We start from the raw sequence: 25,650 nt of genomic DNA, 5'->3' as shown, positions 1-25,650 counted from the left end.
GTGTCGGCCATGAGTATCCGGGTGCAGTGTGTGAATTACGACGCGATCGACCCCGCCGCGCAGGCGCGGTTCTGGGCCGAGGTGCTGGGCTGGCGGATCACCCACGAGGTGGACAAGGAGTCCGTGCTGGAGCCGCCGGAGGGCAGCCCCGAGGACGGCATCGTGCCCGACATCCTGTTCCTCCGGGTACCGGCCGACGAGACCAAGTCGCTGAAGAACCGCGTCCACATGGATCTGCGCCCGACCGACCAGGCGGCCGAGATCGCCCGGATCGAGACCCTCGGCGGCAAGCGGGTCGACGTCGGCCAGGACGAGTCCGCCTCCTGGGTCGTGATGGCCGACCCCGAAGGCAACGAGTTCTGCGTACTGCGTGCCTTCACCCCCGAGGAGCTCGCCTCCTTCTAGAGCGCCGGCTTCCGGAGCGGCCGGTGCATCACGTGCAGTCCGACGTAGCCGTGCGCGGGGCTGAGGAACGCCTCGGGCACGGTGCCGACGATCTCGAAGCCGAGTGACTGCCAGAGCCGCACGGCGGCGGTGTTGGACTCGACCACCGCGTTGAACTGGATCGACCGGAACCCGCTGCGGCCGGCCCAGTCGATCATGTCCTGGCAGAGCGCCCGGCCCACCCCTTGGCCGCGGGCGGCGGCGTCGACCATGAAGCTCGCGCTGGCGACGTGCGCGCCCGGGCCGGGGCGGTTCGGGTACATGTTCGCGCTGCCCAGAACCTTGCCCTCGGCATCGATCGCGACCGTCGTCCTCGCCGGCAGGGACGACGACGGTGACATCCAGATCGCCTGAGCCTGCTCGAAGGTCAGCTCTGGATCGTAGGTGTAGGTCTCACGCGCGGTGATGATGTCGCGGAAGAACGGCCAGATCGCGTCCCAGTCCTGTGCGACGGCCTCTCGGATCTCCATGGAACCGATAGAATCACAGGGGATGACAAAGACTCATGTGCTTTCCGGGCTGCCGCGCTGGAGTCTGGCCGTGCCCCCACTCGCGCTCATCGTCCTTGCCGTGTCCTGGGGCAGCAAGCCGGGTGTGATCCTGCTCATCCTCATCTGCGCCGGCCTCGGCGCGGCGGTGATCGCGGCCGTTCATCACGCCGAGGTCGTGGCGCACCGGGTCGGCGAACCGTTCGGAACGCTGATCCTCGCACTCGCGGTGACGGTGATCGAGGTCGCACTGATCGTGACGCTGATGGCGTCCGGTGGCGACAAGGCCGCTTCGCTTGCCCGCGACACAGTCTTTGCCGCCGTGATGATCACCTGCAACGGCATCCTCGGGCTCGCGCTCGTGGTCGGCTCGTTGCGGCACAAGACGCAGGAGTTCCGGGTGCACGCGTCTGGCAGCGCGCTCGCGGTGATGACGGCACTCGTCACGCTCAGCCTGGTGCTGCCGACCTTCACGACCAGTACTCCGGGCGCCACGTTCAGCGCGGCTCAGCTCGCCTTCGCGGGCGTCGCTTCGCTGGTGATGTACGGCGTCTTCGTCTTCGTCCAGACGATCCGCCACCGCGACTACTTCCTTCCGGTGACTGAGGCAGCCGAGGAGGATGCAGAAGACGTCCATGCCGAAGCGCCCAGCACCGGGGTCGCCCTGGTGAGTCTTGCGTTGTTGTTCGGTTGCTTGATCGCTGTCGTCGGCCTGGCCAAGACGGTGTCACCGAAGCTGGAGTCCGCGGTCGAGGCGGCCGGCGCGCCGCTCGCGGTCGTGGGCGTCGTGATCGCCTTGCTGGTGCTGCTGCCGGAGACGGTTGCCGCAGTACGAGCCGCACTGCGGAACCGCCTCCAGACCAGCCTCAACCTCGCGCTCGGCTCGGCCCTGGCCAGCATCGGACTGACGATCCCGGCGATCGCCATCGCGTCGATCTGGCTCGACGGGCCGCTCGTCCTCGGCCTGGGCGGCAAGGAGATGGTGCTGTTCGCGCTGACCGTGGTGGTCAGCATGCTCACCCTGGCGACCGGCCGGGCCACCCTGTTGCAGGGCGCGGTCCACCTGATGATCTTCGGCTCGTTCCTCTTCCTGACCGTCAGCCCTTGAGGCTGTCCAGGTAGTCGACGACCGCTTGCTGGTGGTTGTGCTCGGCCCACCCGCGCGGCGTGCTGTGGTACGAGGGATCCTCGATCGACGGGTCGGCGCCGAGTTCGATCAGCTTCTTGACGGTGTCGAGGTGGCCGTGGAAGGCCGCCTGGTGGAGAGGCGTGTTCATCGCGAGCACGCTCAGGTCGAATCCGAGTTCCTGCAAAGGCGCCATCGCCTCTGTCCGCCCCATTTCGGCGGCCCGGATCGGTACGAACGGATTCCGCCGTACTGCCCGCGCAGCCAATTCCGGGTCGGCGGCAACCGACTCGCCCCGCAGGGCGGCGGCGTACAACTCGTGCACGTCATCCAGTGGTGCCGCGCCCGCGGCCTCCAGCAGCTCAGCGACTTCGGTGTAGCCGGCCACCGCCGCCAGCTCGTAGGCACGATGGCCGCAGAAGCCCGGGTGCTCGGTTCCGCGCGCATCAGGATCGATGCCTTGAGCAAGCATCAACTCGACCCGGTGCAGCAGGCCTTGGGAGGAAGCGAAGACCAGCTCGTCCTCCAACAGCTGCCGCGGAGTCGGGTGCGCCGTCGTCATCCGCTCGTGCCAGGGGCCGCCGTCGCCCTTGCCCAGACCGAATTCGAGCAGTAGCGCCAGGTGGTCGTCGTCGTACGGCGGTGGGCAGCCGGGGCCGCAGTTGTACATCGTCTGGCTGTCGTTCGCATCGGCGCCGGCCTCGAGCAGCACGCGAGCCAGTTCCAGCCGGTTCTGGTGCGGTGGCTGGTCGCCCTCGCCTCGCCCGAAGGCGCCGGTCAGGGCGGTGAAGGGTGACGGCATGCCCGACCAGAGATAGCCGGCGTTCGGATCGGCGCCGTTGGCGAGCAGCAGTTTCGCGATCTCCAGCGGTGCTTCGGTGGGCACGGGGAGGCGCGAATACGTCAAGTACAGAAGGGGTTCCCAGCGGAACGGACCACCTTCTCGCTTCGCCAGCGATGGCTCGTCGGCCAGCGAGGCCCGGACGGCCTCGACTTCCCCTGCGACGACCTGAGTGTAGATGTTGCTCAATGCAACTTCATCGCGGAGTTCGCGGGCGGCCAGCTGCCGGGCCGGATCGTCCTGGCCGTAGTGCAGCGTGGCCAGCTTGAGGAATTCTTCGATCGGGTTCGAGCTGCTCGGCGCCTCGTGCGGGGAGCGGCTGTAGCGGTCGACCAGTTCGAGATGGTGGACCAGCCGGGGCCAGCTGGCGAAGCCGTAGCTGCGGGCGATCGCGACCTGCGCGTCCGCGAGCGTGCTCACGGGATAGAACTCGGCGGCCAGCGCGACGGCCTCGGGATCCTCGGCGCGGACCTGCTTGAGCAGGGTCTTGGCCTGGTTCTTCAGGTGCTCCAGGCGCGGCGAGTTCGGAAGATTACGGGTCGGCATGGCGACCTCCTCTCTGCGTGCCTGCTGTCCGCGTCGTCAGGCGAGAAAGGAGGTGGATACCGCAAACTCAACCTCGAGATCAGGTGGGCTGAGCCCTTCCCGCGGACCGGTGGCACCCTGAGTGCCTGATCCCGATCCTACGACCTCAGGCTTTTTCCATCCACCACTCGGTGAATTCGTGCGCCCGGCCGTCCTTGTCCAGGCGGATCACCCACAGGTTGCTGTACTCGCCGAGCGGGTCGGTCTGGTACGTGGTCCAGCCGCGGACGAAGCCGACGCCGTCGCCGAAGCCCAGCACCTGGTACTCGAACAGCGTCTCGCCGGGCGCGTCGGCGACCTCCAGCCAGGCGTTCACGATCGCGTCGCGGCCCAGTACCGGCTCCTCGTCGGGGCGGCGGTAGAAGGCGGCGTCCTCGGTCCACAGGGCGGCGATGTGCTCGGGATCGTTCGACTCCCAGGCTCGCCGGTAGGCCTGCACCCAGCGATCCAGGTGCTTCTCCTTGAGCGCCATGGCCAGCATTCTGCCGGGCGATGAGCTGATCTCCGGGGAGGATCGGGCCATGGCGACCTGGGTGTTCGACGGAATCGGCCTGCCGGCCGGCGACCAAGTCCATCTCGAAGCGGGCGCAGGCGACCGGGAGACACTGCCCGGCCGGTTCGCGCTGCCCGGGCTGGTGGACTCGCACTGTCACCTGACCTTCGGCGTCGGCGATCACGGACCGGTACTGCTCGGCGAGACCGAGGCGCGGACGATGCTCGACGACCTCGCGCAGGCCGGCGTCGGTGCGCTGCGGGATGTCGGCGGCAATCGGTCCGTCACCCTGAAGCTTGCCGCCGGCCCCGAGGACGGCCGGCCAGTCGTACTCGCGGCCGGGCGGTTCGTCGCGCCGGCGGACAGCTACTTCCCGGGAATGTACGAACCTGTACCGGCCGCAGGCCTGATCGCTGCGGTCGAGGCCGAGATCGACGCCGGAGCCACGTGGATCAAGCTCGTCGGCGACTTCCCCGCGGTCGGCCCCGACGGCCCGATCCGCGGCAGCGCGGTGACCCCGAACTACGAGCCCGACGCCGTCGCCGAGATGGTTGCCGCCGTCCATGCTCGCGGCGCCCGAGTCGCGGCACACACCCAGACTCCATTCGTCAGCGAGCTCGTGCGGGCGGGGATCGACTCTGTCGAGCACGGTGATGACCTCACCGCCGAGGATCTCGAAGTACTGGGCGCCCGGGGCGGAGCGTGGACTCCGACCCTCTCGGCGGCCATGTTCGGCGCGGAGAACGACACCCCCGAGCGCCGTGCGCGCAGGCAAGCCAGGTCGGAGAAGGCGGCGGCGATGTTGCAGTTGGCCCGCCAGTACGGCGTACGCGTCCTAGCTGGCTCGGACGTCGTCGGCACGGTCGCAGGTGAGGTCGAGCAGCTCGTCCGCCACGGCCTGACGGTCACCCAGGCGCTGGAGGCCGCGAGCACCTGCGCCCGGGAGTTCCTCGGCCTCGAGGGGGAGGGCGACCTCGTCACGTACGACGAAGACCCGCGGGAGCGTCCCGACGTACTGGCCACCCCGGCGGCCGTAGTACTGCGCGGCCTCCGCATCCGCTGAGACCCAGCTCACCGAACCTGCTTCTTGAACATGTTCAAGAAGCAGGCCTACTGTCGTCCTGTCAGAGAGTTGAACGTGTTCAAAACGTGAGGACGTGGTGAGAATGACGGTGGTCACCTACTTGATCTACCTGCTGATCGCGGTGCCGCTGACGATCTGGGTGGCGCGGACCCTGAGCCGGAACGGGCGGATCTTCCTGGTCGACGTGTTCCACGGCAACGAGGACTTCGCCGACGCGGTGAACCGGCTGCTCGTGGTCGGCTTCTACCTGGTCAACCTGGGCTTCGTCACGCTCTTCCTGCGGTCCGGCAGCACCGTGGTCGACGCCCGCGGCGTACTCGAGCAACTCAGCGTGAAGCTGGGCATCGTGATGGTCGTCCTGGGCGTCCTGCACCTCCTCAACGTCTGGACCTTCAACGCGATCCGCCGCCGCAGCCGCCTGGAGGAGATGACCACACCCCCAGTCCCCGCGAACACCTTCGTCGGTACCGCTCCCTTCCAGCCTCCGCTGACCGGCACCCAGCAGCCGATGCCCTCGGGCTACTGACGAACCATGCAAGAGCTGGTGGTCCTGTACGACGCGCAGTGCGGCCTCTGCCGGCGCTTCAAGGAGTGGTTGGCGGGGCAGAAGCCAGGGCCGAACGGCCTGGGTGGAGTGGTGCGGCTCGGATTCGTCGCGGCGGGGTCGACGGAAGCCAGGCGGCGCTACCCGGAGCTGGACCATGCGGCCACACTGCGCGAGGTGACGGTGGTCGCCGACGACGGAGCGGTGTACGTCGGCGACCGGGCGTGGATCGTGTGTCTGTGGGCGACCTGGGAGTACCGGGCGACCGCAGTACGGCTGGCAAGTCCGGCGATGCGGCCGGTGGCGCGGGCGATGGTGCAGGTGGCGGCGGGGTTGCGGAGCAGGAACTCGGAGTTGATCGGGGGTGACTACGCTGACGGATGTGACGGACGGTGCGACCGCCAAGGGTGAGCAGACGCGTGAGCTGATTCTGTCGACGGCTCTGCGGTTGTTCCGGGAGCAGGGGTACGGGAAGACGACCATGCGGGCCATCGCCACCGAGGCGGGGGTGTCGGTCGGGAACGCGTACTACTACTACAGCTCCAAAGAGCACCTGATGCAGGCGTACTACGACCACCTGCAGGTGCTGCATCGCGAAGCAGTGCAGGAGATCCTGTCCGGCGACAAGTCGTTCACCAAGCGGCTCACCGGCGTACTGCGGAGCTGGCTCGACGTGTCCGAGCCCTATCACGAGTTCGCCGGGACGTTCTTCAAGACGGCGGCCGAGCCGAAGAGCCCGCTGTCACCGTTCAGTGAGGAGTCCCGGCCGGCCCGGGAGGCGAGTATCGAGATCTTCCGTCAGGTGGTGGAGGGCTCGGACCTCAAGCTCCCCGCCGACCTGCGAGCAGAGCTGCCGGAGCTGCTCTGGCTCATGCAGATGGGGATCGTCCTGTTCTGGGTGCACGACGACAGCTCGGGGCTGCGCCGCACGAAGCTGCTGATCACCAGCACAGTGCCGCTGGTGGACAGGTTGCTGCGGCTGACCCGCATCCCCGGTGTGAAGGGCGTCGTGAACGACCTGGTCGGCGTGATCCGCCAGCTCAAGGGCGTCTGAGTACTACTCGCCGGTCGAGCCGTCGAGGTGCTGGCGGAAGAGGTCGGCGTGGCCGTTGTGGCGGGCGGCTTCCTGGATCAGGTGGAAGTACAGGGAGCGCACGGTGTGCTCGGTGCCGACCCGTGGGCGGACGAAGGTGTGGTCGAGGTCATAGCCGGCCAGGATCTCGTCGTTCAGCTTGGTCGTCTCGCGGAAGTCGGCGAAGTCCTCCTCGACGCGCTCGGGGTCGACCAGGTCGAAGTCGCCGTCGGGGAACTCCTGGCTCCAGGTCTTGAGCAGGTCGAACGAACGGCCGTCGAGGCAGATCTGGATCCAGTAGCGCTCGACCTCGGTCGCGTGCCGGACGAGCCCGATCAGGCTCATCGTGGACGGCTCGATCGCCTTCTCGGTGAGCTGCTCCCCGGTCAGTCCCGAGGTCTTCCACAGCAACGTGCCCCGGTGGAAGTCGAGGTAGGCCTGCAGCAGCTCGCGCTCGGTGCCTACGGTCGGGGGGTCTACGCGGTACTCCTCAGCGGCGGTCACGGCGGAAAGATACCCAGATCAGGTAACTCTCTGCCAGAGGTCGGCCAGTGCCGTACACTGAATGTGACGGCCCGCCCAGTTCTGCCTCGGGCCGATCTCAGTGCATACGCTGCGCTAGCAGTCGACCACCACGCGCCGCGGCTCAAAAGCTGCGCCGGGCAGGACGACCCCCGATCTTTTGGAGTACTTCATGGCGGCACGCCGCCCCAGCAACACCACGCCCAATTCCACCCCTTCTACCTCAGCACGACCCCCGCGCGCCCAGGGTGAGGCCCCGGCGCGCCCCCGTCGCCGGCGCCGTACCGGTGCCGACGGCAACAACTCCGCGGCCGGCTCCGGCCGGCCGGTGACCGCCTCCGAGGCCGGTCGCCGTGGTTCCGCCGACAGCGGTCGCGGGGTTGCCGAGAGCAAGCAGGCGTCGTACGCCGAGGTCGCACCGACCGTCGTCGACGAGAACCTGACCTTCGACGACCTCGGCGTACCCGCCGGGCTGGTCAAGGCGCTGGCGGCCGCCGGCATCCTCAAGCCGTTCCCGATCCAGGCGGCGACGCTGCCTGACTCGCTGGCCGGCAAGGACGTGCTCGGCCGCGGCCGGACCGGTTCCGGCAAGACCTACGCGTTCGTCCTGCCCGTGCTGGCCCGGCTCACCACGAGCAGCACCAAGCGCCGGCCGAGCCACCCGCGCGCGCTGATCCTGGCGCCGACGCGGGAGCTGGCGACGCAGATCCAGGCCTCCATCACGCCGCTGACCGACGCGCTCGACCTGCGCACGATGACCATCTTCGGTGGCGTCGGCGCGGGTCCCCAGATCACCCAGCTGAAGCGCGGCGTCGACATCGTGATCGCCTGCCCGGGCCGGCTCGAGGACCACGTCAAGACCGGTCACGCCAAGCTCGACCAGGTCGAGATCACCGTGCTGGACGAGGCCGACCACATGGCCGACCTCGGCTTCCTGCCCGCCGTCCGGCGGATCCTGGAGGCGACTCCGGCGAACGCCCAGCGGCTGCTGTTCTCGGCCACGCTGGACGCCGGTGTCGACGTCCTGGTCAAGCGGTTCATGAAGTCGCCGGTCACGCACAGCGTCGACTCGGCGCAGTCGCCGGTGGCCAAGATGACCCATCACGTGCTGCACGTTCAGTCCGACAGCCGGTTGCCGGTGCTCGTCGACCTGACCGCGGCGCCGGGCCGGACGCTGGTCTTCACGCGGACGAAGTACGGCGCGAAGTCGCTCACCAAGAAGCTCATCGCGCAGGGTGTCCCGGCTGTCGAGCTGCACGGGAACCTGTCGCAGGGCGCTCGGACGCGCAACCTGGAGGCCTTCTCCGACGGTTCCGCCAAGACGCTGGTCGCGACCGACATCGCGGCGCGCGGCATCCACGTCGACGACGTGACGCTGGTCATCCACGCCGACCCGCCGATCGAGCACAAGGCGTACCTGCACAGGTCCGGCCGTACTGCCCGCGCCGGCGCCGAGGGCACCGTCGTCACGCTGATGACGGACGACCAGGTCCGCGACGTCCGCGACCTCACCCGCAAGGCCGGTATCGCCGCCACGGTCACCAAGCTCCGCGTCGGCGACCCGCTGCTCGCTGAGCTGGCCCCCGGCGAACGCACCTTCGTCACCCCGACCATCAAGGTGGTCGCCGACGACGACGTACGCCGAGCAGGCGGCGGCGGTCGCGGTCGCGGCGCAGGCCGCGGTGCATCTGGCTCCGCACGAGGCGCCGGCTCCACACGCGGCACCGGCTCAGGCCGGGGCACTGGCTCCGGCTCCGGCAAGAGCGCAGGCGGCCCTCGCTCCGAGCGCTCCGGCTCCGCAACCAGCTCAGGCGCTGGTGCAGGTCGCGGTGCGAGCGGTGGCGGCCGGGGCAACGGCTCCGGTGGACAGGGCGGCGGCCGCACTGGCGGAAGCCAGACTAAGACCCGGTCCCAAGGTCGCGGCGGTTCATCGGCCGCGCCGAAGACCTACAGCACCACCACCCCCGGCGCCAGCAGCCGTCCGGCTGGAGCAGCCGCATTCTCCGCCGGCACCCGTGCCGGTGGCGCGCGGCGTAGCCGTTAGCCAACCACCGGTACGGGCCGGCGACGCGGCCCCGGGCACTAGCCCGCGGCATCGCCGCTAGCTCGCTCCGGCCACTCGCCGGCTCGGCGAGAACTGCTTACCGAGTTGAGCCCACCCAGGCATAGCCTGGGCGGGCTCAACTTTGTTGTGGGGAAGGACAGGCGTGACGGTCAGGACTGTGTTGGGGGAGCTGCCGGCTGGGGAGCTTGGGGTTACTGACTCGCATGATCATCTGTTCTTTCGGAGTGCGTTGCTGCCGGGGCAAGAGCTGGATGATGCCGACGCGGCGGCTGCTGAGGTCAGGGATTTCAAGGCTGCGGGTGGGCAGGCGATCGTGCAGTGGACGCCGTACGGGCTCGGTCGCCGAGCGGCCGACCTGGCCAAGATCTCTGCTGACACAGGGATTCACCTCGTTGCGGCGACCGGGTTGCATCGCGCGGAGCATTACCCCGCTGGGCTGGTGGACGAGGTGCGGCCGCGGCTTGCGGAGATCTTCGTGCGTGAGCTGACCGAGGGGATCGGCGACAGCGGCGTCAAGGCGGGGTTGATCAAGGTCGCCGGCGGGTTCCACGTTCTTGATGAGCACGCGCGGGTGGTGATGATCGCCGCCGCCGCGGCGCAGCACGCGACCGGGGCGCCGATTGCCATCCATCACGAGCTGGGGAGCGCGGCGGACGCAGTACTGGATCTGCTGGTCGACGAGTCCGGCGTCGCGCCGGAGAGTGTGATCCTCGGGCATCTCAACCGATTCCCGGATCATCGGTTCCACCTCGAACTGGCCGCGCGGGGATCGTTCCTCGCCTTCGACGGCCCGTCGCGAGCCAACAACGCGACCGATCCACGCCTTTTCGACTGCCTCGCCGCGCTCATCGACGCCGGGTACGCCGACCGCCTGCTGCTCGGCGGCGACACGACCACCGCCCGAGCCCGGGCAGCCACCGGCGAAGGCCCCGGCATCCCCTACCTGCTGACCGGCCTACGACCGCGCTTGGTCCGTACCTTCGGCGCTGAGATCGCGACACAACTCTTCATCGACAATCCGGCTCGTGCGTTCGTGACTCGCGGTACCGTTCGCTCGTGAACACGATCGCGCAGATCTTCGTCGTCCTCGCCGGTGTCTTCCACCTTGCCGTCTTCGCGATGGAGAGCCTGCTCTTCATGAAGCCGAGCACCTACAAGCGGTTCCTGATCCCGAACGAGGCCGAGGCAACGATCTCCAAGCCGTGGGCCTTCAACCAGGGCTTCTACAACCTGTTCCTCGCCCTCGGCGCGATCGGCGGACTGATCGCCGGTGGCGACAAGGGCCACGCGATCGCGCTGTTCGCCTGCGCTTGCATGGCCGGCGCCGGCATCGTGCTGATCGCCTCGGACCGCCGGATGGGCCGGTCGGCCGTGCTGCAGGCGGGACCGCCGATCATCGCGCTCGTCCTCGCCGCCGTTGCCTGACCTCCATCAAGTGCACTTGAACTCACCGCGTTGACTTCAAGTGCACTTGATGGATGAGGCTGCTCGGCATGACGACAACCGCCGACCAGCCGGCCGACACCGCGATCGAACCCCGGGCCGCCGGCGTGCTGGCGCCGCAGTACCGGGCGCTGACGATCGGGATGGTCGCGCTGATCACCCTGATCGCGTTCGAGAACCTCGCCGTCACCACCGCGATGCCGACCGTGGCGCAGGCGCTCGACGGGCTGGCGCTGTACGCGCTCGCGTTCGGCGGCCCGCTCGCGTCGAGTGTGGTCGCGATGGTCGTATCGGGCACCTGGAGTGATCTGAAGGGCCCGATCCGGCCGCTCTGGTACGGCACCGGCTGGTTCCTGCTCGGTCTGATCATCGCCGGAGCCGCGCCGACGATGGAGGTGCTGGTCGCCGGTCGGATCATTCAAGGCTTCGGCGGCGGTCTGGTCACAGTCGCCCTGTACGTCGTCGTCGGACACCTGTACCCGCCGGAGCTCCGGGCCCGGATCTTCGCCGCCTTCGCCACCGGCTGGGTCGTGCCGTCGCTGGTCGGGCCGGCGATCGCCGGGCTGATCGTCGAGCACACGAGCTGGCGGATCGTGTTCCTCGCAGTACCGGCGCTGGCCGTTCCGGCGGTGCTCGTGATGTGGCCCGGGCTGGCCGGTGCCAACGCCGGGTCGGTCGTGAAGGCGGGATCTTTGTGGGATCGGCAGGCACTCTGGGCGATCGCGGCGGCTGTCGGCGTCGGGGTATTGAGCTACGGCGGTCAGCAGAGGGGCACGCTGCAGGTTGTTTTGGTTGTGCTGGGGCTGGCCGGGGTTGCGGTCTTCGCGCCGAAGTTGTTGCCCAAGGGAACGTTCCGGATCTCGTCCGGGCTGCCTGCAGTCATCGCGTTGCGCGGGCTGGTCGCGGCGGCGGGGTTCGGCGCTGAGGTGTTCCTGCCGCTGATGCTGACTCGCGAGCGGGGGCTGTCGCCGGCGTTCGCCGGGCTGGTACTGACGGTCAGCGCGCTCTCCTGGACGACGGCGTCGTGGTACCGGGGCCGGCCGGTCCAGCCGTTCTCGCACTCGGTCTTCCTGCAGGCCGGCATGGTCTCGATCGTCCTGGGCATCGTGACCGCGACCCTCACGCTCAACCCGCACGTCCCGGTCATCGTCGGCATCCTCGGCTGGGGCCTGACCGGCCTCGGCATGGGTACCGTCTTCCCGACCGTCTCGGTACTGGTCCTCGAGTACTCGACTCGCGAGGAACAGGGCTCCAACAGCTCCGCCCTCCAACTCAGCGACGCCCTCGCCACAGCCACGGTGTTGGCCATCGGCGGCACCCTCTTCGCCGCCATCTACCCCCACTCACCCACCACGGCCTACCTAACCGCCTTCGGCCTACCCGCCTTGCTCGCCCTGATCGGCGTCCTGGCCGGGAGGCGGACCGCCACCACACGCCAACCCGCCTGAGCGCCCACCACCCGACCCATGCTGAGCGCGGCCGCGTTCGGCCTCGCCGGCTTGGTGTGTGGTGGCGCTCCGCTAGTCCTTCGCTCCGGTAACCGCGATGCTGGCGCCGAGGCCGATGATCATCAGGCCACCGGTGCCGCCGACCATTTCGAGCCGGCGAGGTGAGCGGGCGAACCAGTTCCTCGCCGTGCCCGCCACGAGCGCCCAGAGGCCGTCGGAGCAGAGCGCGATGAGCAGGAAGACCGTGCCCAGGAGCAGGATCTGCACCGACGCCGAGGTGCTCGCGTTCTTGTCGACGAACTGCGGCAGGACGGCCGCGAAGAACACCGCCGTCTTCGCGTTCGTCACGCCGACCAGGAAGCCCTGACGTAGCGCCCGGCGAGCGCTCCCCGGCTTGACGCCGCTGCTCAGCGCCTCGGCCAGCGACTTGCGAGAGCGGAAGGCGTGCACGCCGAGATAGACGAGGTACGCCGCGCCCGCCAGCTTCACGATCGTCAGCGCGATCGCACTGGCCGCAATCAGCGCCCCGAGGCCGAGCGACACCGCATCCAGCATCACCGCGGCCCCCACGGTGTTGCCGAGCATCGTCAGCACCGCCTCACGCCGCCCGACGGTCAGCGCGCGCCCGACGATGAACAGCACGCTCGGCCCAGGCACGACGATGATGATGAATGCGGTGATCGCAAAGGCGACCAGGTGATGAGCGGAAGGCATCTCCTCAGGGTAGGTGGCTCGCCGCCCTGCCGCCCGGAGTTTTTCGCGCCTCGGAGCAGACCTTCGACCACCTTCGAAACGGTTTTCCGGTCTAGTCCGAGCTGGCACGGTGAGGATCCCGAATCGTCGATCCCGAGGGACCCCATCCACATGCAGACACACAGCCGGCGTACCGTCCTGGGCTTCGCCGCCGCGGCGGTCGCCGCTCCCATTGTCCTGTCGGCCGGTCAGGCCAGCGCCTCCGGCACACTCACCTTCGCGCAGTCCACCGACGCGTGGACCCAGATCAACCAGGCCAGGGCGAGTACGTCGTACTGGGCCTTCGATCGCGATCGCGCCAAAGCCGGGCTCGAGTTCGGCGGCAGCGGACTCTGGCGATCGATGTTCCGGTTCAGCATCGCCGAGCTGGCCGCTGGTGTGATCGAGTCGGTCAGCTTCTCGATCGTTCTCGACCACACACCGGGTCCGAATCCGACGCCGGTCGAGCTGTGGTCGACGGCTCCGATCGACCCCGACGTACCGGTGACCTGGAACACCTTCGCCGGCTCATGGCTCGGTCTGGTCGCTTCGGCATCAGGTGCCGCCTATCCCGGCGCCGGGCAGCCGGACCAGAAGCTGACCTTCGCCATCGGGCCGGACGTCGTGCAGCAGGCTGTGGACGCGCAGCACCAGTTCGTGACGCTGGGGCTTCGGGCTCCCAACGAGGGCGACCGGCTCCAGTGGAAGAAGCTCTACGGCGACAGCGCCAAGTTGGAGGTGACGTACCACCGCTGAGCCGTTGTCCGACCGCGCCCGGGTGGGAAAGATCACCTGGGCGTGGTCAGCGCGTTGACCCCGGTGGAAGCGGGCGACTACCTTTCGGGGGACAACCTGCGGTGCCATGAGGGAAACCGGTGAGAGACCGGTACGGCCGCGCCACTGTGAACGAGCTTGCTCGTGAGTCAGGACGCTCAGGCACCAGCAGCCTTTCGATTAGGGACGCGCACTTCCCTAGGAGGTCTCCGATGTCGGCAACCACGCCTGCTCGCTCAGTCGCAGTCCCGGCCATCTCGCCCCGGCTGCTCGCGATCGCTCTCGTCACCGTCGTCCTGGCGCTGATGCTCGCGTACCTCGTCGGCTTCGACCAGGGCGCCCTGTCGCGCTCGGGCATGTACCTGCACGAGCTGATGCACGACGGCCGGCACCTGCTCGGCGTCCCGTGCCACTGAGTCCTGCCGTAGTACCACCTCTCTGAACGACAGGACTGCCATGCGCACCTTCGGATCCCTCCTGGTGCGCGGACTGATCGTCGGACTCTTCGCCGGCCTGCTGGCCGGAACCTTCGCGTACGTGATGGGCGAATCGCACATCGACTCCGCGATCGCGATCGAAGAGGCCAACGCGGCCGCGCACAGCCATGACGACGGCTCGACCGCCGGGCACAGCCACGAGGCCGAGGAGAAGCCCCTCATCAGCCGTGACGGCCAGCGAGCCGGGCTGTTCCTGGCCACCTCCCTGTACGGCGTTGCGCTGGGCGGCATCTTCGCGGTCGGCTTCACGCTCCTGCGCCGCCGCCTGCGGACCAGCAGCGACTCGTACGCCGCCCTGGGGCTGGCCGCCGCCGGGTACGTCGGGATCGTGCTGATCCCGTTCCTCAAGTACCCACCGAACCCGCCCGCGGTCGGCGACCCCGACACGATCACCAAGCGGACGATCACCTACCTGCTGACCCTGGTGATCGGCCTGCTCGCCGTCTGGGCCGGCGTCGCCGCGTCGCGCTGGTCGGCCCGCTTCGGCACTGCTCCCTGGATCCGGCTGGCCGTCGGTGGAGGCGCGTTCCTGCTGACCGTGGTCGCCGCGTACCTGTTGCTGCCCGCGATCAACGAGGTTCCGGAGACGTTCCCCGCTACGCTGCTCTGGAAGTTCCGGCTGGCCTCGCTGGGCACCCAGACCACGCTCTGGCTGCTCCTCGGGCTCGGCTACGCGGCGGCGATCGACCGTCGTACGGCGAAGGTCGACTCTGAGGTGGTTGCCGCTTGACGTCTCTGACGCTGGTCGCGCATGCGCTGACTCCCGCCCTCCGGGGCCTGGTCCTCGGCGGTGACGCCGCACCCGACCCTGCTGGGGTCGAGGCGGCGCGCGAGCTGAAGATCGTCGCCGACGAGATCTACTGCGGGCCGGAGACGGCCGCGCTGGCCACGGCGTCGGCGCTGGGGTTGTCGCCCGTCGTGGTGCCGGCGCTGCGAGACCGGGAGTACGGCGACTGGACCGGGCGCGAGCTGGAGGAGTTGCTCGAGGCATCGCCGGGTGCGGTGGCGACCTGGCTCGAGCGTCCGCACACGGCCCCACCCGGTGGCGAGACCGAGAACGACGTCATCACGCGGGTGGCCGACTGGCTCGGCGACCTGACTCGGTCTGCGGGCGCTGGGGGTTTCGGCGGCTCCGACGCGGATGGCTCCGGGGTTGTGGATAACGGCGACCGGGGCCAGGCGGATCGGCGTACGGTGGCTGCGGTGGTGCACCCGGCGGTGGTCCGGGCGGCCGTGCTCTACGTCCTCGACGCACCCGCCGAGTCCCTGCGGCATGTCGACGTACGCCCTCTGTCGGTCCTCCACCTGTCGGCCCACGCCGGCAACTGGTCACTCGCCTTCCGCTGAGTCACGACCTGCCCCCGGCCGCCTGTGCTTGCCGGGGGCAACCGCATTGGTGCTTCGGGCATCGATTTCCCACCGGCGCCGACCGGATTGCCACTTTTGGCATAGACTTTTTCATTGTCGGTGACTGCGTCTGTACCTACCGTAAGCGGAGCCGAGTCGTGAGCGTGAGGCCACCGACCGGCGCCGAGCCCGGCTCATCGAGCCGGGACGAGGGAGGAACAGATGAATCGTCGTAGACGCCTGACCGCGGTGCTGGTGGGAACAGCAGTCGCGGTCGTGGGTGGGGCGAGTCTTGCCGAAGCGCTGCCCGGCGGTCCGTGGGCATCGTCGTCGAGTCCGCAGGCCGTCAACTTCGCCGGCTGGAAGCCTGCCGGATACTCCTACGGGAGCTGGCAGGGATACAAGGAGGATGCGGGGCGCGGTTCGCGCATCCAGGACTGGTCCGCATCCCGGGCAGTGTCGGGGTACAACGGTGGTGACCGGGGAGCCTTCACCCAGCACGACTGGTACTCCAACGGGAACTACTGCTACGTGAGCTCCTGGTCCGACGCCGGCGGCGGCATCTCGTGCCAGACGGGTTGGCACGGGCACGGTTCGAGCAACTCGGGCTCGAACGCGAGCAGCTCCTGGAAGTACTGGGAGACCTGGAACGGTGTCGACCCGACCGGGAACAGCGGTCGCGGCCAGATGAAGACGTGCTGGAACGTGGTGTCGGCTCCCGACACCTGCGCGAGCGGGTCGTACCTGCGTGGCGCGAAGTACGACGACTGACGCCGACCGGCCCGACATCCAGCTAGCAGAGAACAGGTAGACCATGGGGTCGTCCCCGATCATCGAACTAGACGCAGTGTCCTTCCGTTACGGCCGTCGTGAGGTACTGCGCGAGGTATCCGTAGGGATCGGGGACGGCCTCACCTTTCTCGTCGGTGAGAACGGTGCCGGCAAGACCACCTTCTTCCGGCTGCTGCTGGGGGCCGAGACACCGCGGTCCGGCCGGATCGATCTGCTGGGACAGCGGACCGGCCGGCTGAGCGGCACCCAGCTGCGCCGTCAGATCGGCTATCTGCCGCAGGACTTCAGCTATCCCGGCCATATGCGGGTCCGCGACTTCGTCGCCTACATGGCCTGGTTGAGGCAGTTGCCGACCGCAAGCATCGACGAAGCGGTGACGAAGGCGCTGGCCACGGTCGGACTGGCGGACCGGGCCGGCGAGCGGCTCGACCAGCTGTCAGGTGGCATGGTTCGCCGCGCCGGTATCGCACAGGCTCTGGTTCACGGCCCACAGCTGTTGCTGCTCGACGAACCGACTGTCGGGCTCGATCCAGGCCGCCGGGTGAAGATGCGCGAGCTGCTGGTCGAACTGTCGGCGACGGTCGCGATCGTCTGCAGCACTCATCTGCTCGAGGACGTCGATCTGACCGACGGGAAGATGGTCGTACTGGCTGGCAGCCGGGTCGTCTACGAGGGAACCTCGCGGGCTTTCGGCGACCTGGTCAGGGCGGGCGAGACGACCGCTTCCACCTTCGCGTCGCCGCTGGAGCAGGCGTTCCTGCGGCTGACCGGCGTGGACGGAGAGTCCGAATGAGCGCCGCCGGTACCACCCTGCGTCAGACGCCACCGGCCGCGGAACCGGGCCTGCGGAAATCCTCTCCATGGTGGCTGGCGGACCGCCTGGCGTTGTGGACCTGCGCGCTGCTGCTCCCGGTCCTGCTGGGGTTGGCCAGCTACGGCCTGGTCTCGGAGTTCGATCTCTGGCGGTTCGAGTATCCGCGTGCTGCCGATCGTCCGGGCGTCTACCTCTTCTTCGCGGGCCCGGTTCTGGCCGGTGTCTGTGCCTGGAACGCCTACCGCTGGCGCCTCAGCCTCAAGGGCCTGCAGGAGGGGCTTCCCGTCCCGGGACTGATCTGGCGAGCGAGCTGGCTCCCGGTCGGGATCGTCGCCGTGCTTGTCCACTGCATCGTGGTCACGACTCACCTGGTGATCGCCCGCGTATCCGGAGCGATCGGCGAGATCGATCCGCGAGCCCTCCTGGTGCAGTTCATCGCCGTGCTGGCCTGCTGTGCTTTCGGGGCCCTGATCGGTGGAGTGAGCAACGGTCCGCTCGCCGCACCCGCCTTGCTGTTGGGAATGCTTGCCGCGAACACCTTGCTGGCGCAGTGGGGATTTCGGCGATTCACCCAGGTCGGTACCGGCGCTGCCGACTTCGTCGATCTTCGGTATGCCGGTGGCTACCTGTGGCCCAAGGCGGCCCTGTATGTGGCCGTCGTACTGCTCGCCCTACCGCTGCGCTGGTCATCTTGGGGGCGCCTGGCCGACCTGCTGCGGACGACTGCTTTGACCGTGGCAGCGGTGGTCTCGGTGATCCTGGTCTGGGTCTACTCAGGACCCATGCTCGAGCTGCATCCGGAGCCTCGACAGTGTGCCGGCTCCAGCCCGGAGGTCTGTGTGCCGATGTCCATGGTCTCCAAGCGGGCCGAGATCGACGCCGCGGTCGGCCGGGCCGTCACCGCCCTCCGAGCTGGCGGCGTCACCTCGGGACCGGCCCGGGTCGACGTCATCTCGCGGGGTGCCACGTCGGTGCCGAAGGGCCAGGCCGGCCTGCTAGTGTCCGGCGCGACCCTGCATGACGAACGCGCGCTCCGCCGGGAGGTCGCGCGGGCGTTCTCCGGGGCGCAGATGTGCGACGACCTGACCGCGACGGCGGGTCCGCCGGACAACGTGATCATGTCTCGGGCCGCACTGGACGGCTGGCTGCAGACCCGGACGGATTCGGTGGAGGACGGCTCGTTTCCGCCGGAAGCTGTGCAGGCCCTCGATCGGGGGACCAAGGAGGAGCAGCATCGAGCGCTGGCGACCTTGTTCACCGGCGTCTGGAACTGTTCGGCCTCCGTGGCGCTGCCCAGATGAGTCTCTCCCCGAGCTCCGTACGGTTGCCGGTGCTGTACTTCGTCCGCTCGCGCTGGACGCTGCGCACCGGCGTGATCCTGCTCGCCCTGCTGGCGCTGTCCTACTGTCTGCAGGGTCAGAACATCGGAGTTCCCTTCGTGCCGGGCGACGCGGTGGTACGCAGCTCGCCGCTGCTGCCGGTCATCCTGACGATTCCGCTCGCAGGTGCGACTGCGACGGCGATGGCGACCTTGGAGTCGATGGTCGCTTCTTCACGTCTGACCGGCGCCCGGCTGTTCTGGGCCCTCGTGCTGACCGTCGTGGCCGTCGGTCTCGCGGCAGCGGCGGCCAGTGGGGCGGAGGAGGCCGGTACGGTCGCAACGGCAGCGAGGAACGCGGCGGCATTCCTCGGAGCCGGACTGGCCGGCGCCGCGCTGCTGGGCGCTGACCTGGCCTGGTTGCCGTCGTGTTTACTTGCCCTCTGCACCTTTTTCTTCGGGAAGAACATCGACAACGAGGTGCGCGGCTGGGCGTGGCTGCTGCACCCGGCCGCTGACTCTGCCGCGACGGTGATCAGTATCGGACTGCTGGTGTCCGGCGGTGGGTTGTTCGCGCTGCTCGATTCCAGTGGGTGGCTGCGACGAAAGGCGGCGATCGGATGAGTGTCCTGCGGAGGTTGGCCGGTGACAGTACTCCGGCGCGGGTGCTGACAGGGGCCGCCGTACTGATCGCGGCGGTGCTGCTGATCTGGGCGGCGCACGGGATCCGGAGTGTGCGAGCTGACTCGGAGGAGCTGGACTGGCTGCGGGCGGACGGGACCCGGAGTACGGCGAAGGTTCTCGAGTTGGGGCTGGCGGATGATCGTGGGGTGGCGCAGACGGTGTGGGTGGCCGGGCCGGACGGGCAGGAGTGTTTCGTCGACCTGGCGCACAGCGAGTTGCCGGGGCGCACGGTTGGTGGGGAGATCCCTGTTGTGCTGGATCCGCGGGAGCGGGGCGCGTGTACCGGCGTCGGGACGGACATGATCGATCGGGGGTTCGCCGGGGAGTACGTGCGGCGGGCCGGACCGCCCGTGGTCCTGCTGTTGGTGCTGGTCGTCGTAGCGATTGCTGCCCGGCGACGCCTCGATACCGTGCGAACCAGCTGAGCCGGCTCTTCCCGTCCGGGGCTTCGGGTGCCACACTGCCGGGAGCCCAAGGTGAGGTTTCGGTGACAGCGTGCTGACGGGGAGTCGCGATGCCGGGAGAGCTCGACGCACGGTTCGAGGCGAACCATGCGCTGCTGGTTGCCGCGCGTGAGCGGTTGCAGGCGGCGGTCGACGCGGAGACTGCGAGCAAGCAGGACCGTACTCGGCTGGACACGGTCAACGACCTCCTGAGGCCGGTGCTGACTGCCGAGGCCGATGCCTCGGGCAACGTCGTACCGGTGCAGCGGTACCGGCACTTCTGGTCCGTCGATGTCGAGGGTCAGGGGCGGGCCGTCGAAGTACTGGGTGATCTGTCGTCGGCGCGCAACGTGGCCTTACTGGTGCCTGGGATGGGCAACTCGCTGGAGACTTTCGGCGGGCAGGCGGACCGTGGTGAGGCGATCCGGCATGAGGCTGGGCCTGGTACCGCCGTGATCGTCTGGCTCGACTACGACTCGCCGCAGGGGATCCCCGCCGCGATGAGCAAGGCGCCCGCGCTGGAGGCCGCGCCTCGCCTGGCCGCCTTCATCGACTCGGTGTCCGAGGTCAAGTTGCCCTCGGCAATGGTTACGGTGGTCGGCCACAGCTACGGCACCGAGGTGGTCGGGCAGGCCCTGCTGAACGGCGCGCACCCGGACAGGGTGGTCATGACCGGCAGCCCGGGCATCGACAAACACGTCGACCAGGCAACGGACCTGGTCGCGCCGCCGACGCGCCTGTACGTCGAACGCGCACCGGGCGATTACGTCGCCTACACCCAATGGCATGGCCCCGATCCCGCCGACTTCCCCGACGCGATCCGGATGGCAACAGCCGATCCGCTGGCCTCCGACGAGGCGGTCTCCGTGCACTGGCACAACGAGTACTACCGAACCAACAGCGAATCCCTGCGCAACGTCGGCCGAGTGGTCCGCGGCGACCTCGCCCACATCTCGAGAACCGACACCACCCCGATGCAAGAAACCCACCTGGCCTGGGGCCCCGGCCTCCGAAAGCTCTCCGGCGCAGCCGCCAAGGTGTATGACGGTGTAGTGGCAGTCACCAACCCCACCCGCGAAACAGCCCGCCGCGCCACCGAAACCTCCCGCCGCCCCGACGGCTCCCATCAGCCTGCCGACGGCTCCCGCCAGCCCGCGGACGGCTCTCGCCGGCCCGGCAGCGTCCCGGACGGAGCGCGTATCCCGTCGAGACCCGTTGGCCCAGCGCACTCACGACAACCCCGGGGGCCGCAGCGATGACCGACGCCCGAGAGTTCCTCCGCGAAGAACTACTCGCGGTCGCAGCAATCGTCGTACCAACCCAGCGCCCGGTAGTCACCCACGACCCCGGCCCTGTAAACCCCGGCGCCCTCTTCGACGGCCGGGCCCCCGCCACCGTCTCCAGCGTCACCGTAGAAACCGGCAACCCAACCTCACCCGACCCAGCCTGGGCCATAGCCGCCGCCTCCGCCGCCCTCCAAGCCCGAGGCTGGCAAACCGAAACCACCCCACCAGAAGCCGGCCACCACCGCCTATCCGCCCACCACAACGGCTTCGACATCACAGTCCACGCCTGGACCACAGACTGGCGAATAACCTTCACCGGCCAAACCCCACGCACCGACTAGTTCCCCACGCACCCGTCCGACGAGTGGGTCAGCTGGTGGCTTCTCGTTCGGCGGCGCTTCGGAGGACGCAGAATTCGTTGTGTTCTGGGTCTTGCATGACGACCCAGCCGGTGCCGTCGGGCTCTCGGAAGTCTGCGGTGATGGTGGCGCCGAGGGTGAGGAGCCATTCGACTTCGGTGTCGCGGGGGCCGTCGGGGACCAGGTCCAGGTGGAGGCGGTTCTTGGTGGTCTTCTCGTCGTTGTTCTGTTCGAAGAGGAGGTTCACCTCGGGGGTGTTCACCGCGGCGTACTGCTCGCCGGGGAAGTCGTCCGCGGGGCGCTCGGCGCGGAGTACCTTGAGCCAGAAGCCGGCCAGTTCGTAGGGGTCACGGGCGTCGAAGGTCACCGTGCGCACAACTGAGGTCATGGGCAAAACAATAGGCAAGGAGAAGTGCATCTCCTTGCCACAACCAATTTATAGCGCAGGGGTGGGCTTGCCGCAAGGCCCGGGGTGTGCTGGAGAATCACTCGCCGTAGCCAGAAACCTGAACAAAATCAGGGCAAAAGCGACCTTGGGGGGATTGTGAATGATTGACGTGATCATCGCCGGTGGCGGACCGACCGGCATGATGCTGGCCGCCGAGCTGCGACTGCACGGCGTCCAGGTGGTCGTCCTGGAGCGGCTCCTGGAGCCGTCTCCGATCGTCCGTTCGCTCGGTATGCACGCGCGCACCGTGGAGGTGATGGACCAGCGCGGGCTGCTCGAGCGGTTCCTGGCGCTCGGCACGAAGTACCCGGTGGGCGGCTTCTTCGCCGGCATCCGCAAGCCGGCGCCGGAGCACCTCGACACCAACCACCCGTACACGCTGGGCATCCTCCAGCCAGTCACCGACCGTGTGCTGACCGAGTACGCCGCTGAGGTCGGCACCGACATCCGGCGCGGAGCCGAGCTGGTCGGGCTGAGCCAGGACGACGACGGCGTGACGGTCGAGCTGGCTGACGGTACCGAACTCCGCTCGCGTTACCTTGTGGGCTGCGACGGCGGCCGCAGTACGGTGCGGAAGCTGATCGGCGTCGCGTTCCCCGGCCAGGAGGCGACCAGGGAGGCGCTGCTGGCCGAGCTGAAACTGACCGCGTCGCCGGAGACCGTCACCGAGGTGATGACCGAGGTCCGCAAGACCGAGCTGTGGTTCGGCGCGGGGCCGGTCGGGGACGGGATGTACCGCGTCGTAGTACCGGCCGCCGGGGTGTCGGAGAATCCGCGGATCCCACCGACCATCGAGGAGATCAGCAAGCAGATGATCGCCACGGCCGGTACCGACTTCGGGGTGCACTCGCCGAGCTGGACGTCCCGGTTCAGCGACGCCACGCGGCTCGTGGAGCAGTACCGGACCGGCCGGGTGTTGCTGGCCGGCGATGCGGCGCACGTGCACCCGCCGATCGGTGGGCAGGGCCTCAACCTCGGCATCCAGGACGCGTTCAACCTCGGCTGGAAGCTGGCCGCCGAGGTCAACGGCTGGGCACCGGATGGCCTGCTCGACAGCTACCACGTCGAGCGGCACCCGGTTGCTGCCAGCGTCTTGGACAACGTCGTCGCCCAAGGCGTGATGATGTCCAACGATCCCGCCGGACAGGCCGTACGCCGCCTGGTGTCCGACCTGATGGACTTCGACGAGGTGAACCGGTACCTGACCCAGCTGATCATGTCGGTCGACATCCGGTACGACTTCGGCGACGGCCCGCATCTCCTCGGTCGCCGGCTGAAGGACGTGGTCCTGAAGCACGACCGCCTGTACGCCCTGATGCATCAGGGCCGCGGCCTGCTCCTGGATCAGTCCGGCAAACTCTCGATCGGCGGCTGGGCCGACCGGGTCGACCACGTGGTCGACGGCAGCGACGAACTGGATTTCCCCGCCGCCCTGCTGCGCCCGGACGGGCACGTCGTCTGGATCGGCGAGGACCAGCAATCCCTGGAAACCCAACTGGGCAAGTGGTTCGGCGCGGCCGTCTGAGTTCAGTGCTGCCAGCTCTTGTAGACGAACTCGAGACTGTAGCCGTCCGGATCTAACACATTGGCCGCGTAATAGCGGGGGTCGTAGTAAACGCGTGCAGCCGGTACGCCGTTGTCTGTGGCCCCCGCTTCGATCGCCGCCGCGTAGGCCGCATCCACCTCCGCCTCACTGTTCGCGACAAACCCGACGTGCGCGGCGCGACTGTCCACGTCACCGGACCGAAGCCAGAAGAAGATCCGCCCATCGGCGCCGAACCCCTTGAGATCCGGGTGCCCCGGCGGACCGTCGGCTCCGTCGTAGTCGACCCGAGTCGTGATGCCGAGTGGCGCCAAAACCCTTGTATAAAAGGCGATCGAGCGATCGAGCTCACTCACCGAGATGAAAACATGGTCGAGCATCCTGCTCCTTAAATGAGGAAACCGCCGGAGACTTCGATGGACTGAGCATTGACCCCGCGGTTCTCGTCGGACAGCAGGCTCGCGACGACGCGTCCCACTTCCTCCGGTTCACCGACCCGTCCCAGTGCCGTCTGCGAAGCCAGCAACGCCTCGAACTCATCGGTCAGCCCGCCGCCGAGCTCCGTCCGAATCGCTCCAGGCGCGATCGAGTTGGCCCGGATCCCGCGCGCACCGAACTCCTTGGCCATGTACCGCGTGAGCACTTCCAGCCCACCCTTGAAACTCGCGTACGGCGCAACTCCGACGGTCGCCGTCCGGCTGGTAGCACTGACCATGTTGACGATCTGCCCACCATCGACCATCAACGGCAACAAGGCCTGCGTCAAAAAGAACGGCCCCTTCAGATGCACCTTGAACAACCCGTCGAACTCATCCTCGGTCACCGTAGCGATGGGGTTGTAAAGCCCGTACCCCGCGTTGTTCACCAGGTACTCAAACCCATCCCGCCCCCACGTCTCCCGCAAAGCCACCCGAACCTCACCGACAAACCCCGCGAACGAAGAACTGTCCGCCACATCCAGCTTCAACGCCGCCGCCGTACCGCCGCCCGAGACGATCTCCTTCACAACCCGCTCAGCAGACTCCGGATTGTTGTTGTAGGTAAGCAGAACCCCCATGCCCCGCTCGGCACAGGCAATAGCGGTAGCAGCCCCGATACCACGGCTGCCCCCGGTAACAATCACGATGCTCAACTGACTCGCCTTCCCGATTCGTTGAACCGAGTCAACGCTCAGAACGCCCCCCAAGGAAGGCCGTCTCTTCCTGGGTGCCCCACACCCAGGATCAACGCCGCGAGATCAGCAGCGAAACCGACTCCTCGTCGAGCGGTTCGTAGCCTGGATCCGCGCGACGACGCCGACCTCACGCCGATACGCCGGCACCGACAACGAAATCTCATCCACGGCGCCACAGGACCGAGGTGGAGCGGGTGGATGCATCCGCTCGGGCAAGTCGATAACCATGCTCGGCCAGCCAATCGACGGTGTTGGCCAGAACCTCAGGACTCCAGAAGAGCGTCACGAACCCGTTCATCATCAACCGGTAGTCGACAGAGTTGTCGAGAGCGCGGTCGGGATCGAATGCGACCATGGCCGCCGCCCTGGTCTGGACTTCCGCGGTGGCTGCGTGGGGGAGATGGCCCCCACGCAGCTCCGGGTGGTCAGGCTTGGGTGAGGGTTTGGGATTGTTTGCCTAGGCCTTGGATTTCGCATTCGACGGTGTCGCCGGCTGACAGGTACGGGAAGCGGCCGGAGAGGGCTACGCCTTCGGGGGTGCCGGTGTTGACGATGTCGCCCGGGTCGAGGGTCATGTACTGGGAGAGGTCTCGGATCAGGGCGGCTACCGAGAAGATCATGTCTCGGGTGTTGGAGTCCTGGCGGGGCTCGCCGTTGACCCAGGACTTCAGGGCCAGGTCCTGCGGGTCGGAGATCTCGTCAGCGGGGACCAAAGAGGGGCCCAAGGGGTTGAAGGTCTCGCAGGACTTGCCCTTGGACCACTGGCCGCCGGAGACCTCCAGCTGCAGGGCCCGCTCGGAGACGTCGTTGGAGATGGTGTAGCCGGCGACGCAGGCCAGGGCTTCCTCGTCGGTGGTGAGGTAGCGGGCGGTCTTGCCGATGACTACGGCCAGCTCGACCTCCCAGTCGGTCTTGGTCGAGCCGCGGGGGACCAGGATGTCGTCGTTGGGGCCGACGACGGTGTTCGGGTGCTTGTAGAACAGGACCGGGTTCTTCGGCGGCTCGGCGCCCGACTCGGCCGCGTGGGCGGCGTAGTTCAGGCCGATGCAGACGACCGCGCCGGGCTTCGCGATCGGGGCGCCCACGCGGAGCCCCTCGACCGAAGCCACCGGCAGGGAGCCATCAGCCAGCGCGGTGCGGGTACGAGCGATGCCGTCGGAGGCGAGGAAGGCGCCGTCGATGTCGGCGGTGACGGAGCTCAGGTCGTAGACGGTGCCGTCGGTGGCGCGCACGTACGGGCGCTCCTCGCCGACCGCGCCGAGGCGCAGCAGTTCCACAAACACT

At 68.3% G+C, this 25,650-nt stretch carries 32 protein-coding genes and 1 riboswitch; of the genes, 22 read left to right on the top strand and 10 right to left on the bottom strand.

Annotated features, from left to right (window positions below):
- Window positions 1-9: 9 nt before the first annotated feature.
- On the top strand, window positions 10-405 hold the full coding sequence (locus ABD116_RS37510) for a VOC family protein (RefSeq protein ID WP_343982064.1): 396 nt from the start codon (window positions 10-12) through the stop codon (window positions 403-405).
- Here the strand turns inward: ABD116_RS37510 and ABD116_RS37505 are convergent.
- Entirely contained in the window at window positions 402-914 is a 513-nt protein-coding gene (locus ABD116_RS37505) for a GNAT family N-acetyltransferase (protein WP_343982061.1), read from the bottom strand. The genes ABD116_RS37510 and ABD116_RS37505 overlap by 4 nt on opposite strands.
- A gap of 22 nt (window positions 915-936) precedes the next feature.
- Here ABD116_RS37505 and ABD116_RS37500 point away from each other — a divergent pair, with 22 nt between their 5' ends.
- Window positions 937-2,040, top strand: coding sequence for a calcium:cation antiporter (locus ABD116_RS37500; RefSeq protein ID WP_343982058.1), 1,104 nt, complete (start codon window positions 937-939; stop codon window positions 2,038-2,040).
- Here the strand turns inward: ABD116_RS37500 and ABD116_RS37495 are convergent.
- Window positions 2,030-3,445: an ankyrin repeat domain-containing protein gene (locus tag ABD116_RS37495; RefSeq protein WP_343982055.1), complete on the bottom strand. Its 1,416-nt coding sequence runs from the start codon at window positions 3,443-3,445 to the stop codon at window positions 2,030-2,032. The two genes, ABD116_RS37500 and ABD116_RS37495, sit on opposite strands and share 11 nt — an antisense overlap.
- A gap of 145 nt (window positions 3,446-3,590) precedes the next feature.
- On the bottom strand, window positions 3,591-3,956 hold the full coding sequence (locus ABD116_RS37490; RefSeq protein WP_343982052.1) for a nuclear transport factor 2 family protein: 366 nt from the start codon (window positions 3,954-3,956) through the stop codon (window positions 3,591-3,593).
- Between ABD116_RS37490 and ABD116_RS37485 the strand changes: the two genes are divergently transcribed.
- The 4 genes from ABD116_RS37485 to ABD116_RS37470 all read left to right on the top strand — a co-directional run bounded on the left by ABD116_RS37485 (window position 3,955) and on the right by ABD116_RS37470 (window position 6,659).
- Complete coding sequence (locus ABD116_RS37485) at window positions 3,955-5,040, top strand: amidohydrolase family protein (RefSeq protein ID WP_343982049.1); 1,086 nt, start codon at window positions 3,955-3,957, stop codon at window positions 5,038-5,040. The genes ABD116_RS37490 and ABD116_RS37485 overlap by 2 nt on opposite strands.
- A 103-nt stretch (window positions 5,041-5,143) precedes the next feature.
- A complete protein-coding gene (locus tag ABD116_RS37480) occupies window positions 5,144-5,587 on the top strand; it encodes a hypothetical protein (protein WP_343982046.1) in 444 nt (147 codons plus the stop codon).
- A gap of 6 nt (window positions 5,588-5,593) precedes the next feature.
- Window positions 5,594-6,016, top strand: coding sequence for a thiol-disulfide oxidoreductase DCC family protein (locus ABD116_RS37475; RefSeq protein ID WP_343982044.1), 423 nt, complete (start codon window positions 5,594-5,596; stop codon window positions 6,014-6,016).
- Entirely contained in the window at window positions 5,988-6,659 is a 672-nt protein-coding gene (locus ABD116_RS37470; protein WP_343982042.1) for a TetR family transcriptional regulator, read from the top strand. Before ABD116_RS37475 ends, ABD116_RS37470 begins: the two co-directional genes overlap by 29 nt.
- Before the next feature lie 3 nt (window positions 6,660-6,662).
- Here the strand turns inward: ABD116_RS37470 and ABD116_RS37465 are convergent, their stop codons facing one another.
- A complete protein-coding gene (locus ABD116_RS37465) occupies window positions 6,663-7,181 on the bottom strand; it encodes a DinB family protein (protein WP_343982039.1) in 519 nt (172 codons plus the stop codon).
- A 190-nt stretch (window positions 7,182-7,371) separates the two neighbouring features.
- On the opposite strand from ABD116_RS37465, the gene ABD116_RS37460 reads away from it, so the two are divergent.
- The 4 genes from ABD116_RS37460 to ABD116_RS37445 all read left to right on the top strand — a co-directional run bounded on the left by ABD116_RS37460 (window position 7,372) and on the right by ABD116_RS37445 (window position 12,155).
- Window positions 7,372-9,243 carry a DEAD/DEAH box helicase gene (locus tag ABD116_RS37460; protein ID WP_343982036.1) on the top strand — a complete coding sequence of 624 codons (1,872 nt, stop codon included), beginning with the start codon at window positions 7,372-7,374 and terminating at the stop codon, window positions 9,241-9,243.
- A 163-nt stretch (window positions 9,244-9,406) separates the two neighbouring features.
- On the top strand, window positions 9,407-10,324 hold the full coding sequence (locus tag ABD116_RS37455; protein ID WP_343982033.1) for a phosphotriesterase family protein: 918 nt from the start codon (window positions 9,407-9,409) through the stop codon (window positions 10,322-10,324).
- A complete protein-coding gene (locus ABD116_RS37450; RefSeq protein WP_343982030.1) occupies window positions 10,321-10,689 on the top strand; it encodes a DUF1304 domain-containing protein in 369 nt (122 codons plus the stop codon). Before ABD116_RS37455 ends, ABD116_RS37450 begins: the two co-directional genes overlap by 4 nt.
- Before the next feature lie 68 nt (window positions 10,690-10,757).
- Entirely contained in the window at window positions 10,758-12,155 is a 1,398-nt protein-coding gene (locus ABD116_RS37445; RefSeq protein WP_343982028.1) for an MFS transporter, read from the top strand.
- A gap of 72 nt (window positions 12,156-12,227) precedes the next feature.
- On the opposite strand, the gene ABD116_RS37440 is transcribed toward ABD116_RS37445, so the two are convergent.
- Window positions 12,228-12,869 (bottom strand): LysE family translocator, encoded by a 642-nt coding sequence (locus ABD116_RS37440; protein ID WP_343982025.1) that lies wholly within the window; start codon window positions 12,867-12,869, stop codon window positions 12,228-12,230.
- 150 nt (window positions 12,870-13,019) lie between these two features.
- Between ABD116_RS37440 and ABD116_RS37435 the strand changes: the two genes are divergently transcribed.
- The 11 genes from ABD116_RS37435 (at window position 13,020) to ABD116_RS37385 (ending at window position 21,183) form a co-directional block, all read left to right on the top strand.
- Window positions 13,020-13,643 (top strand): hypothetical protein, encoded by a 624-nt coding sequence (locus tag ABD116_RS37435; RefSeq protein WP_343982023.1) that lies wholly within the window; start codon window positions 13,020-13,022, stop codon window positions 13,641-13,643.
- Between the two features lie 111 nt (window positions 13,644-13,754).
- Window positions 13,755-13,819: riboswitch (cobalamin riboswitch) on the top strand.
- Window positions 13,820-13,873: 54 nt separating this feature from the next.
- Window positions 13,874-14,077 (top strand): CbtB domain-containing protein, encoded by a 204-nt coding sequence (locus ABD116_RS37430; RefSeq protein ID WP_328331054.1) that lies wholly within the window; start codon window positions 13,874-13,876, stop codon window positions 14,075-14,077.
- A gap of 40 nt (window positions 14,078-14,117) precedes the next feature.
- Window positions 14,118-14,888 carry a CbtA family protein gene (locus tag ABD116_RS37425; RefSeq protein ID WP_343982017.1) on the top strand — a complete coding sequence of 257 codons (771 nt, stop codon included), beginning with the start codon at window positions 14,118-14,120 and terminating at the stop codon, window positions 14,886-14,888.
- Window positions 14,885-15,505 (top strand): histidine phosphatase family protein, encoded by a 621-nt coding sequence (locus tag ABD116_RS37420; RefSeq protein WP_343982015.1) that lies wholly within the window; start codon window positions 14,885-14,887, stop codon window positions 15,503-15,505. The genes ABD116_RS37425 and ABD116_RS37420 overlap by 4 nt, the downstream gene beginning before the upstream one ends.
- 222 nt (window positions 15,506-15,727) lie before the next feature.
- The gene (locus ABD116_RS37415) at window positions 15,728-16,276 is read left to right on the top strand and encodes a hypothetical protein (protein ID WP_343982012.1); all 549 of its coding nucleotides are present in this window, start codon (window positions 15,728-15,730) and stop codon (window positions 16,274-16,276) included.
- A 43-nt stretch (window positions 16,277-16,319) separates the two neighbouring features.
- On the top strand, window positions 16,320-17,090 hold the full coding sequence (locus tag ABD116_RS37410; RefSeq protein WP_343982009.1) for an ATP-binding cassette domain-containing protein: 771 nt from the start codon (window positions 16,320-16,322) through the stop codon (window positions 17,088-17,090).
- Window positions 17,087-18,412, top strand: a complete 1,326-nt coding sequence (locus tag ABD116_RS37405; RefSeq protein ID WP_343982006.1) for a hypothetical protein — start codon at window positions 17,087-17,089, stop codon at window positions 18,410-18,412. Before ABD116_RS37410 ends, ABD116_RS37405 begins: the two co-directional genes overlap by 4 nt.
- A complete protein-coding gene (locus tag ABD116_RS37400; RefSeq protein WP_343982002.1) occupies window positions 18,409-19,053 on the top strand; it encodes a hypothetical protein in 645 nt (214 codons plus the stop codon). Before ABD116_RS37405 ends, ABD116_RS37400 begins: the two co-directional genes overlap by 4 nt.
- Complete coding sequence (locus ABD116_RS37395) at window positions 19,050-19,538, top strand: hypothetical protein (RefSeq protein ID WP_343981999.1); 489 nt, start codon at window positions 19,050-19,052, stop codon at window positions 19,536-19,538. Before ABD116_RS37400 ends, ABD116_RS37395 begins: the two co-directional genes overlap by 4 nt.
- 89 nt (window positions 19,539-19,627) lie before the next feature.
- Window positions 19,628-20,815, top strand: coding sequence for an alpha/beta hydrolase (locus ABD116_RS37390; protein ID WP_343981996.1), 1,188 nt, complete (start codon window positions 19,628-19,630; stop codon window positions 20,813-20,815).
- Complete coding sequence (locus ABD116_RS37385) at window positions 20,812-21,183, top strand: hypothetical protein (RefSeq protein ID WP_343981993.1); 372 nt, start codon at window positions 20,812-20,814, stop codon at window positions 21,181-21,183. The genes ABD116_RS37390 and ABD116_RS37385 overlap by 4 nt, the downstream gene beginning before the upstream one ends.
- 28 nt (window positions 21,184-21,211) lie before the next feature.
- Here ABD116_RS37385 and ABD116_RS37380 read toward each other — a convergent pair whose 3' ends face one another.
- Entirely contained in the window at window positions 21,212-21,589 is a 378-nt protein-coding gene (locus tag ABD116_RS37380; RefSeq protein ID WP_343981991.1) for a VOC family protein, read from the bottom strand.
- Window positions 21,590-21,749: 160 nt separating this feature from the next.
- On the opposite strand from ABD116_RS37380, the gene rox reads away from it, so the two are divergent.
- On the top strand, window positions 21,750-23,174 hold the full coding sequence (rox, locus tag ABD116_RS37375; RefSeq protein WP_343981988.1) for a rifampin monooxygenase: 1,425 nt from the start codon (window positions 21,750-21,752) through the stop codon (window positions 23,172-23,174).
- A gap of 2 nt (window positions 23,175-23,176) precedes the next feature.
- Here the strand turns inward: rox and ABD116_RS37370 are convergent, their stop codons facing one another.
- The 4 genes from ABD116_RS37370 to ABD116_RS37355 form a co-directional block, all read right to left on the bottom strand.
- A complete protein-coding gene (locus tag ABD116_RS37370) occupies window positions 23,177-23,572 on the bottom strand; it encodes a VOC family protein (RefSeq protein WP_343981985.1) in 396 nt (131 codons plus the stop codon).
- Window positions 23,573-23,580: 8 nt separating this feature from the next.
- Window positions 23,581-24,315 carry an SDR family NAD(P)-dependent oxidoreductase gene (locus ABD116_RS37365; protein ID WP_343982258.1) on the bottom strand — a complete coding sequence of 245 codons (735 nt, stop codon included), beginning with the start codon at window positions 24,313-24,315 and terminating at the stop codon, window positions 23,581-23,583.
- Window positions 24,316-24,526: 211 nt separating this feature from the next.
- Window positions 24,527-24,721, bottom strand: coding sequence for a hypothetical protein (locus ABD116_RS37360; protein WP_343981983.1), 195 nt, complete (start codon window positions 24,719-24,721; stop codon window positions 24,527-24,529).
- 70 nt (window positions 24,722-24,791) lie between these two features.
- A complete protein-coding gene (locus ABD116_RS37355; RefSeq protein ID WP_343981980.1) occupies window positions 24,792-25,643 on the bottom strand; it encodes a fumarylacetoacetate hydrolase family protein in 852 nt (283 codons plus the stop codon).
- Window positions 25,644-25,650 lie beyond the last annotated feature (7 nt).

This window comes from Kribbella koreensis (genome assembly GCF_039525325.1).
GTDB classification, from domain to species: Bacteria; Actinomycetota; Actinomycetes; order Propionibacteriales; family Kribbellaceae; genus Kribbella; species Kribbella koreensis.
This window is presented reverse-complemented; position numbering and strand designations above follow the sequence as displayed.

Coding starts and splice junctions, on each gene's coding strand:
- ABD116_RS37510 (WP_343982064.1), top strand. CDS start 10: ATGAGTATCCGGGTGCAGTGTGTGAATTACGACGCGATCGACCCCGCC.
- ABD116_RS37505 (WP_343982061.1), bottom strand. CDS start 914: ATGGAGATCCGAGAGGCCGTCGCACAGGACTGGGACGCGATCTGGCCG.
- ABD116_RS37500 (WP_343982058.1), top strand. CDS start 937: ATGACAAAGACTCATGTGCTTTCCGGGCTGCCGCGCTGGAGTCTGGCC.
- ABD116_RS37495 (WP_343982055.1), bottom strand. CDS start 3,445: ATGCCGACCCGTAATCTTCCGAACTCGCCGCGCCTGGAGCACCTGAAG.
- ABD116_RS37485 (WP_343982049.1), top strand. CDS start 3,955: ATGGCCAGCATTCTGCCGGGCGATGAGCTGATCTCCGGGGAGGATCGG.
- ABD116_RS37490 (WP_343982052.1), bottom strand. CDS start 3,956: ATGGCGCTCAAGGAGAAGCACCTGGATCGCTGGGTGCAGGCCTACCGG.
- ABD116_RS37480 (WP_343982046.1), top strand. CDS start 5,144: ATGACGGTGGTCACCTACTTGATCTACCTGCTGATCGCGGTGCCGCTG.
- ABD116_RS37475 (WP_343982044.1), top strand. CDS start 5,594: ATGCAAGAGCTGGTGGTCCTGTACGACGCGCAGTGCGGCCTCTGCCGG.
- ABD116_RS37460 (WP_343982036.1), top strand. CDS start 7,372: ATGGCGGCACGCCGCCCCAGCAACACCACGCCCAATTCCACCCCTTCT.
- ABD116_RS37445 (WP_343982028.1), top strand. CDS start 10,758: ATGACGACAACCGCCGACCAGCCGGCCGACACCGCGATCGAACCCCGG.
- ABD116_RS37440 (WP_343982025.1), bottom strand. CDS start 12,869: ATGCCTTCCGCTCATCACCTGGTCGCCTTTGCGATCACCGCATTCATC.
- ABD116_RS37435 (WP_343982023.1), top strand. CDS start 13,020: ATGCAGACACACAGCCGGCGTACCGTCCTGGGCTTCGCCGCCGCGGCG.
- ABD116_RS37430 (WP_328331054.1), top strand. CDS start 13,874: ATGTCGGCAACCACGCCTGCTCGCTCAGTCGCAGTCCCGGCCATCTCG.
- ABD116_RS37425 (WP_343982017.1), top strand. CDS start 14,118: ATGCGCACCTTCGGATCCCTCCTGGTGCGCGGACTGATCGTCGGACTC.
- ABD116_RS37415 (WP_343982012.1), top strand. CDS start 15,728: ATGAATCGTCGTAGACGCCTGACCGCGGTGCTGGTGGGAACAGCAGTC.
- ABD116_RS37410 (WP_343982009.1), top strand. CDS start 16,320: ATGGGGTCGTCCCCGATCATCGAACTAGACGCAGTGTCCTTCCGTTAC.
- ABD116_RS37405 (WP_343982006.1), top strand. CDS start 17,087: ATGAGCGCCGCCGGTACCACCCTGCGTCAGACGCCACCGGCCGCGGAA.
- ABD116_RS37400 (WP_343982002.1), top strand. CDS start 18,409: ATGAGTCTCTCCCCGAGCTCCGTACGGTTGCCGGTGCTGTACTTCGTC.
- ABD116_RS37395 (WP_343981999.1), top strand. CDS start 19,050: ATGAGTGTCCTGCGGAGGTTGGCCGGTGACAGTACTCCGGCGCGGGTG.
- ABD116_RS37390 (WP_343981996.1), top strand. CDS start 19,628: ATGCCGGGAGAGCTCGACGCACGGTTCGAGGCGAACCATGCGCTGCTG.
- ABD116_RS37385 (WP_343981993.1), top strand. CDS start 20,812: ATGACCGACGCCCGAGAGTTCCTCCGCGAAGAACTACTCGCGGTCGCA.
- ABD116_RS37380 (WP_343981991.1), bottom strand. CDS start 21,589: ATGACCTCAGTTGTGCGCACGGTGACCTTCGACGCCCGTGACCCCTAC.
- rox (WP_343981988.1), top strand. CDS start 21,750: ATGATTGACGTGATCATCGCCGGTGGCGGACCGACCGGCATGATGCTG.
- ABD116_RS37370 (WP_343981985.1), bottom strand. CDS start 23,572: ATGCTCGACCATGTTTTCATCTCGGTGAGTGAGCTCGATCGCTCGATC.
- ABD116_RS37360 (WP_343981983.1), bottom strand. CDS start 24,721: ATGGTCGCATTCGATCCCGACCGCGCTCTCGACAACTCTGTCGACTAC.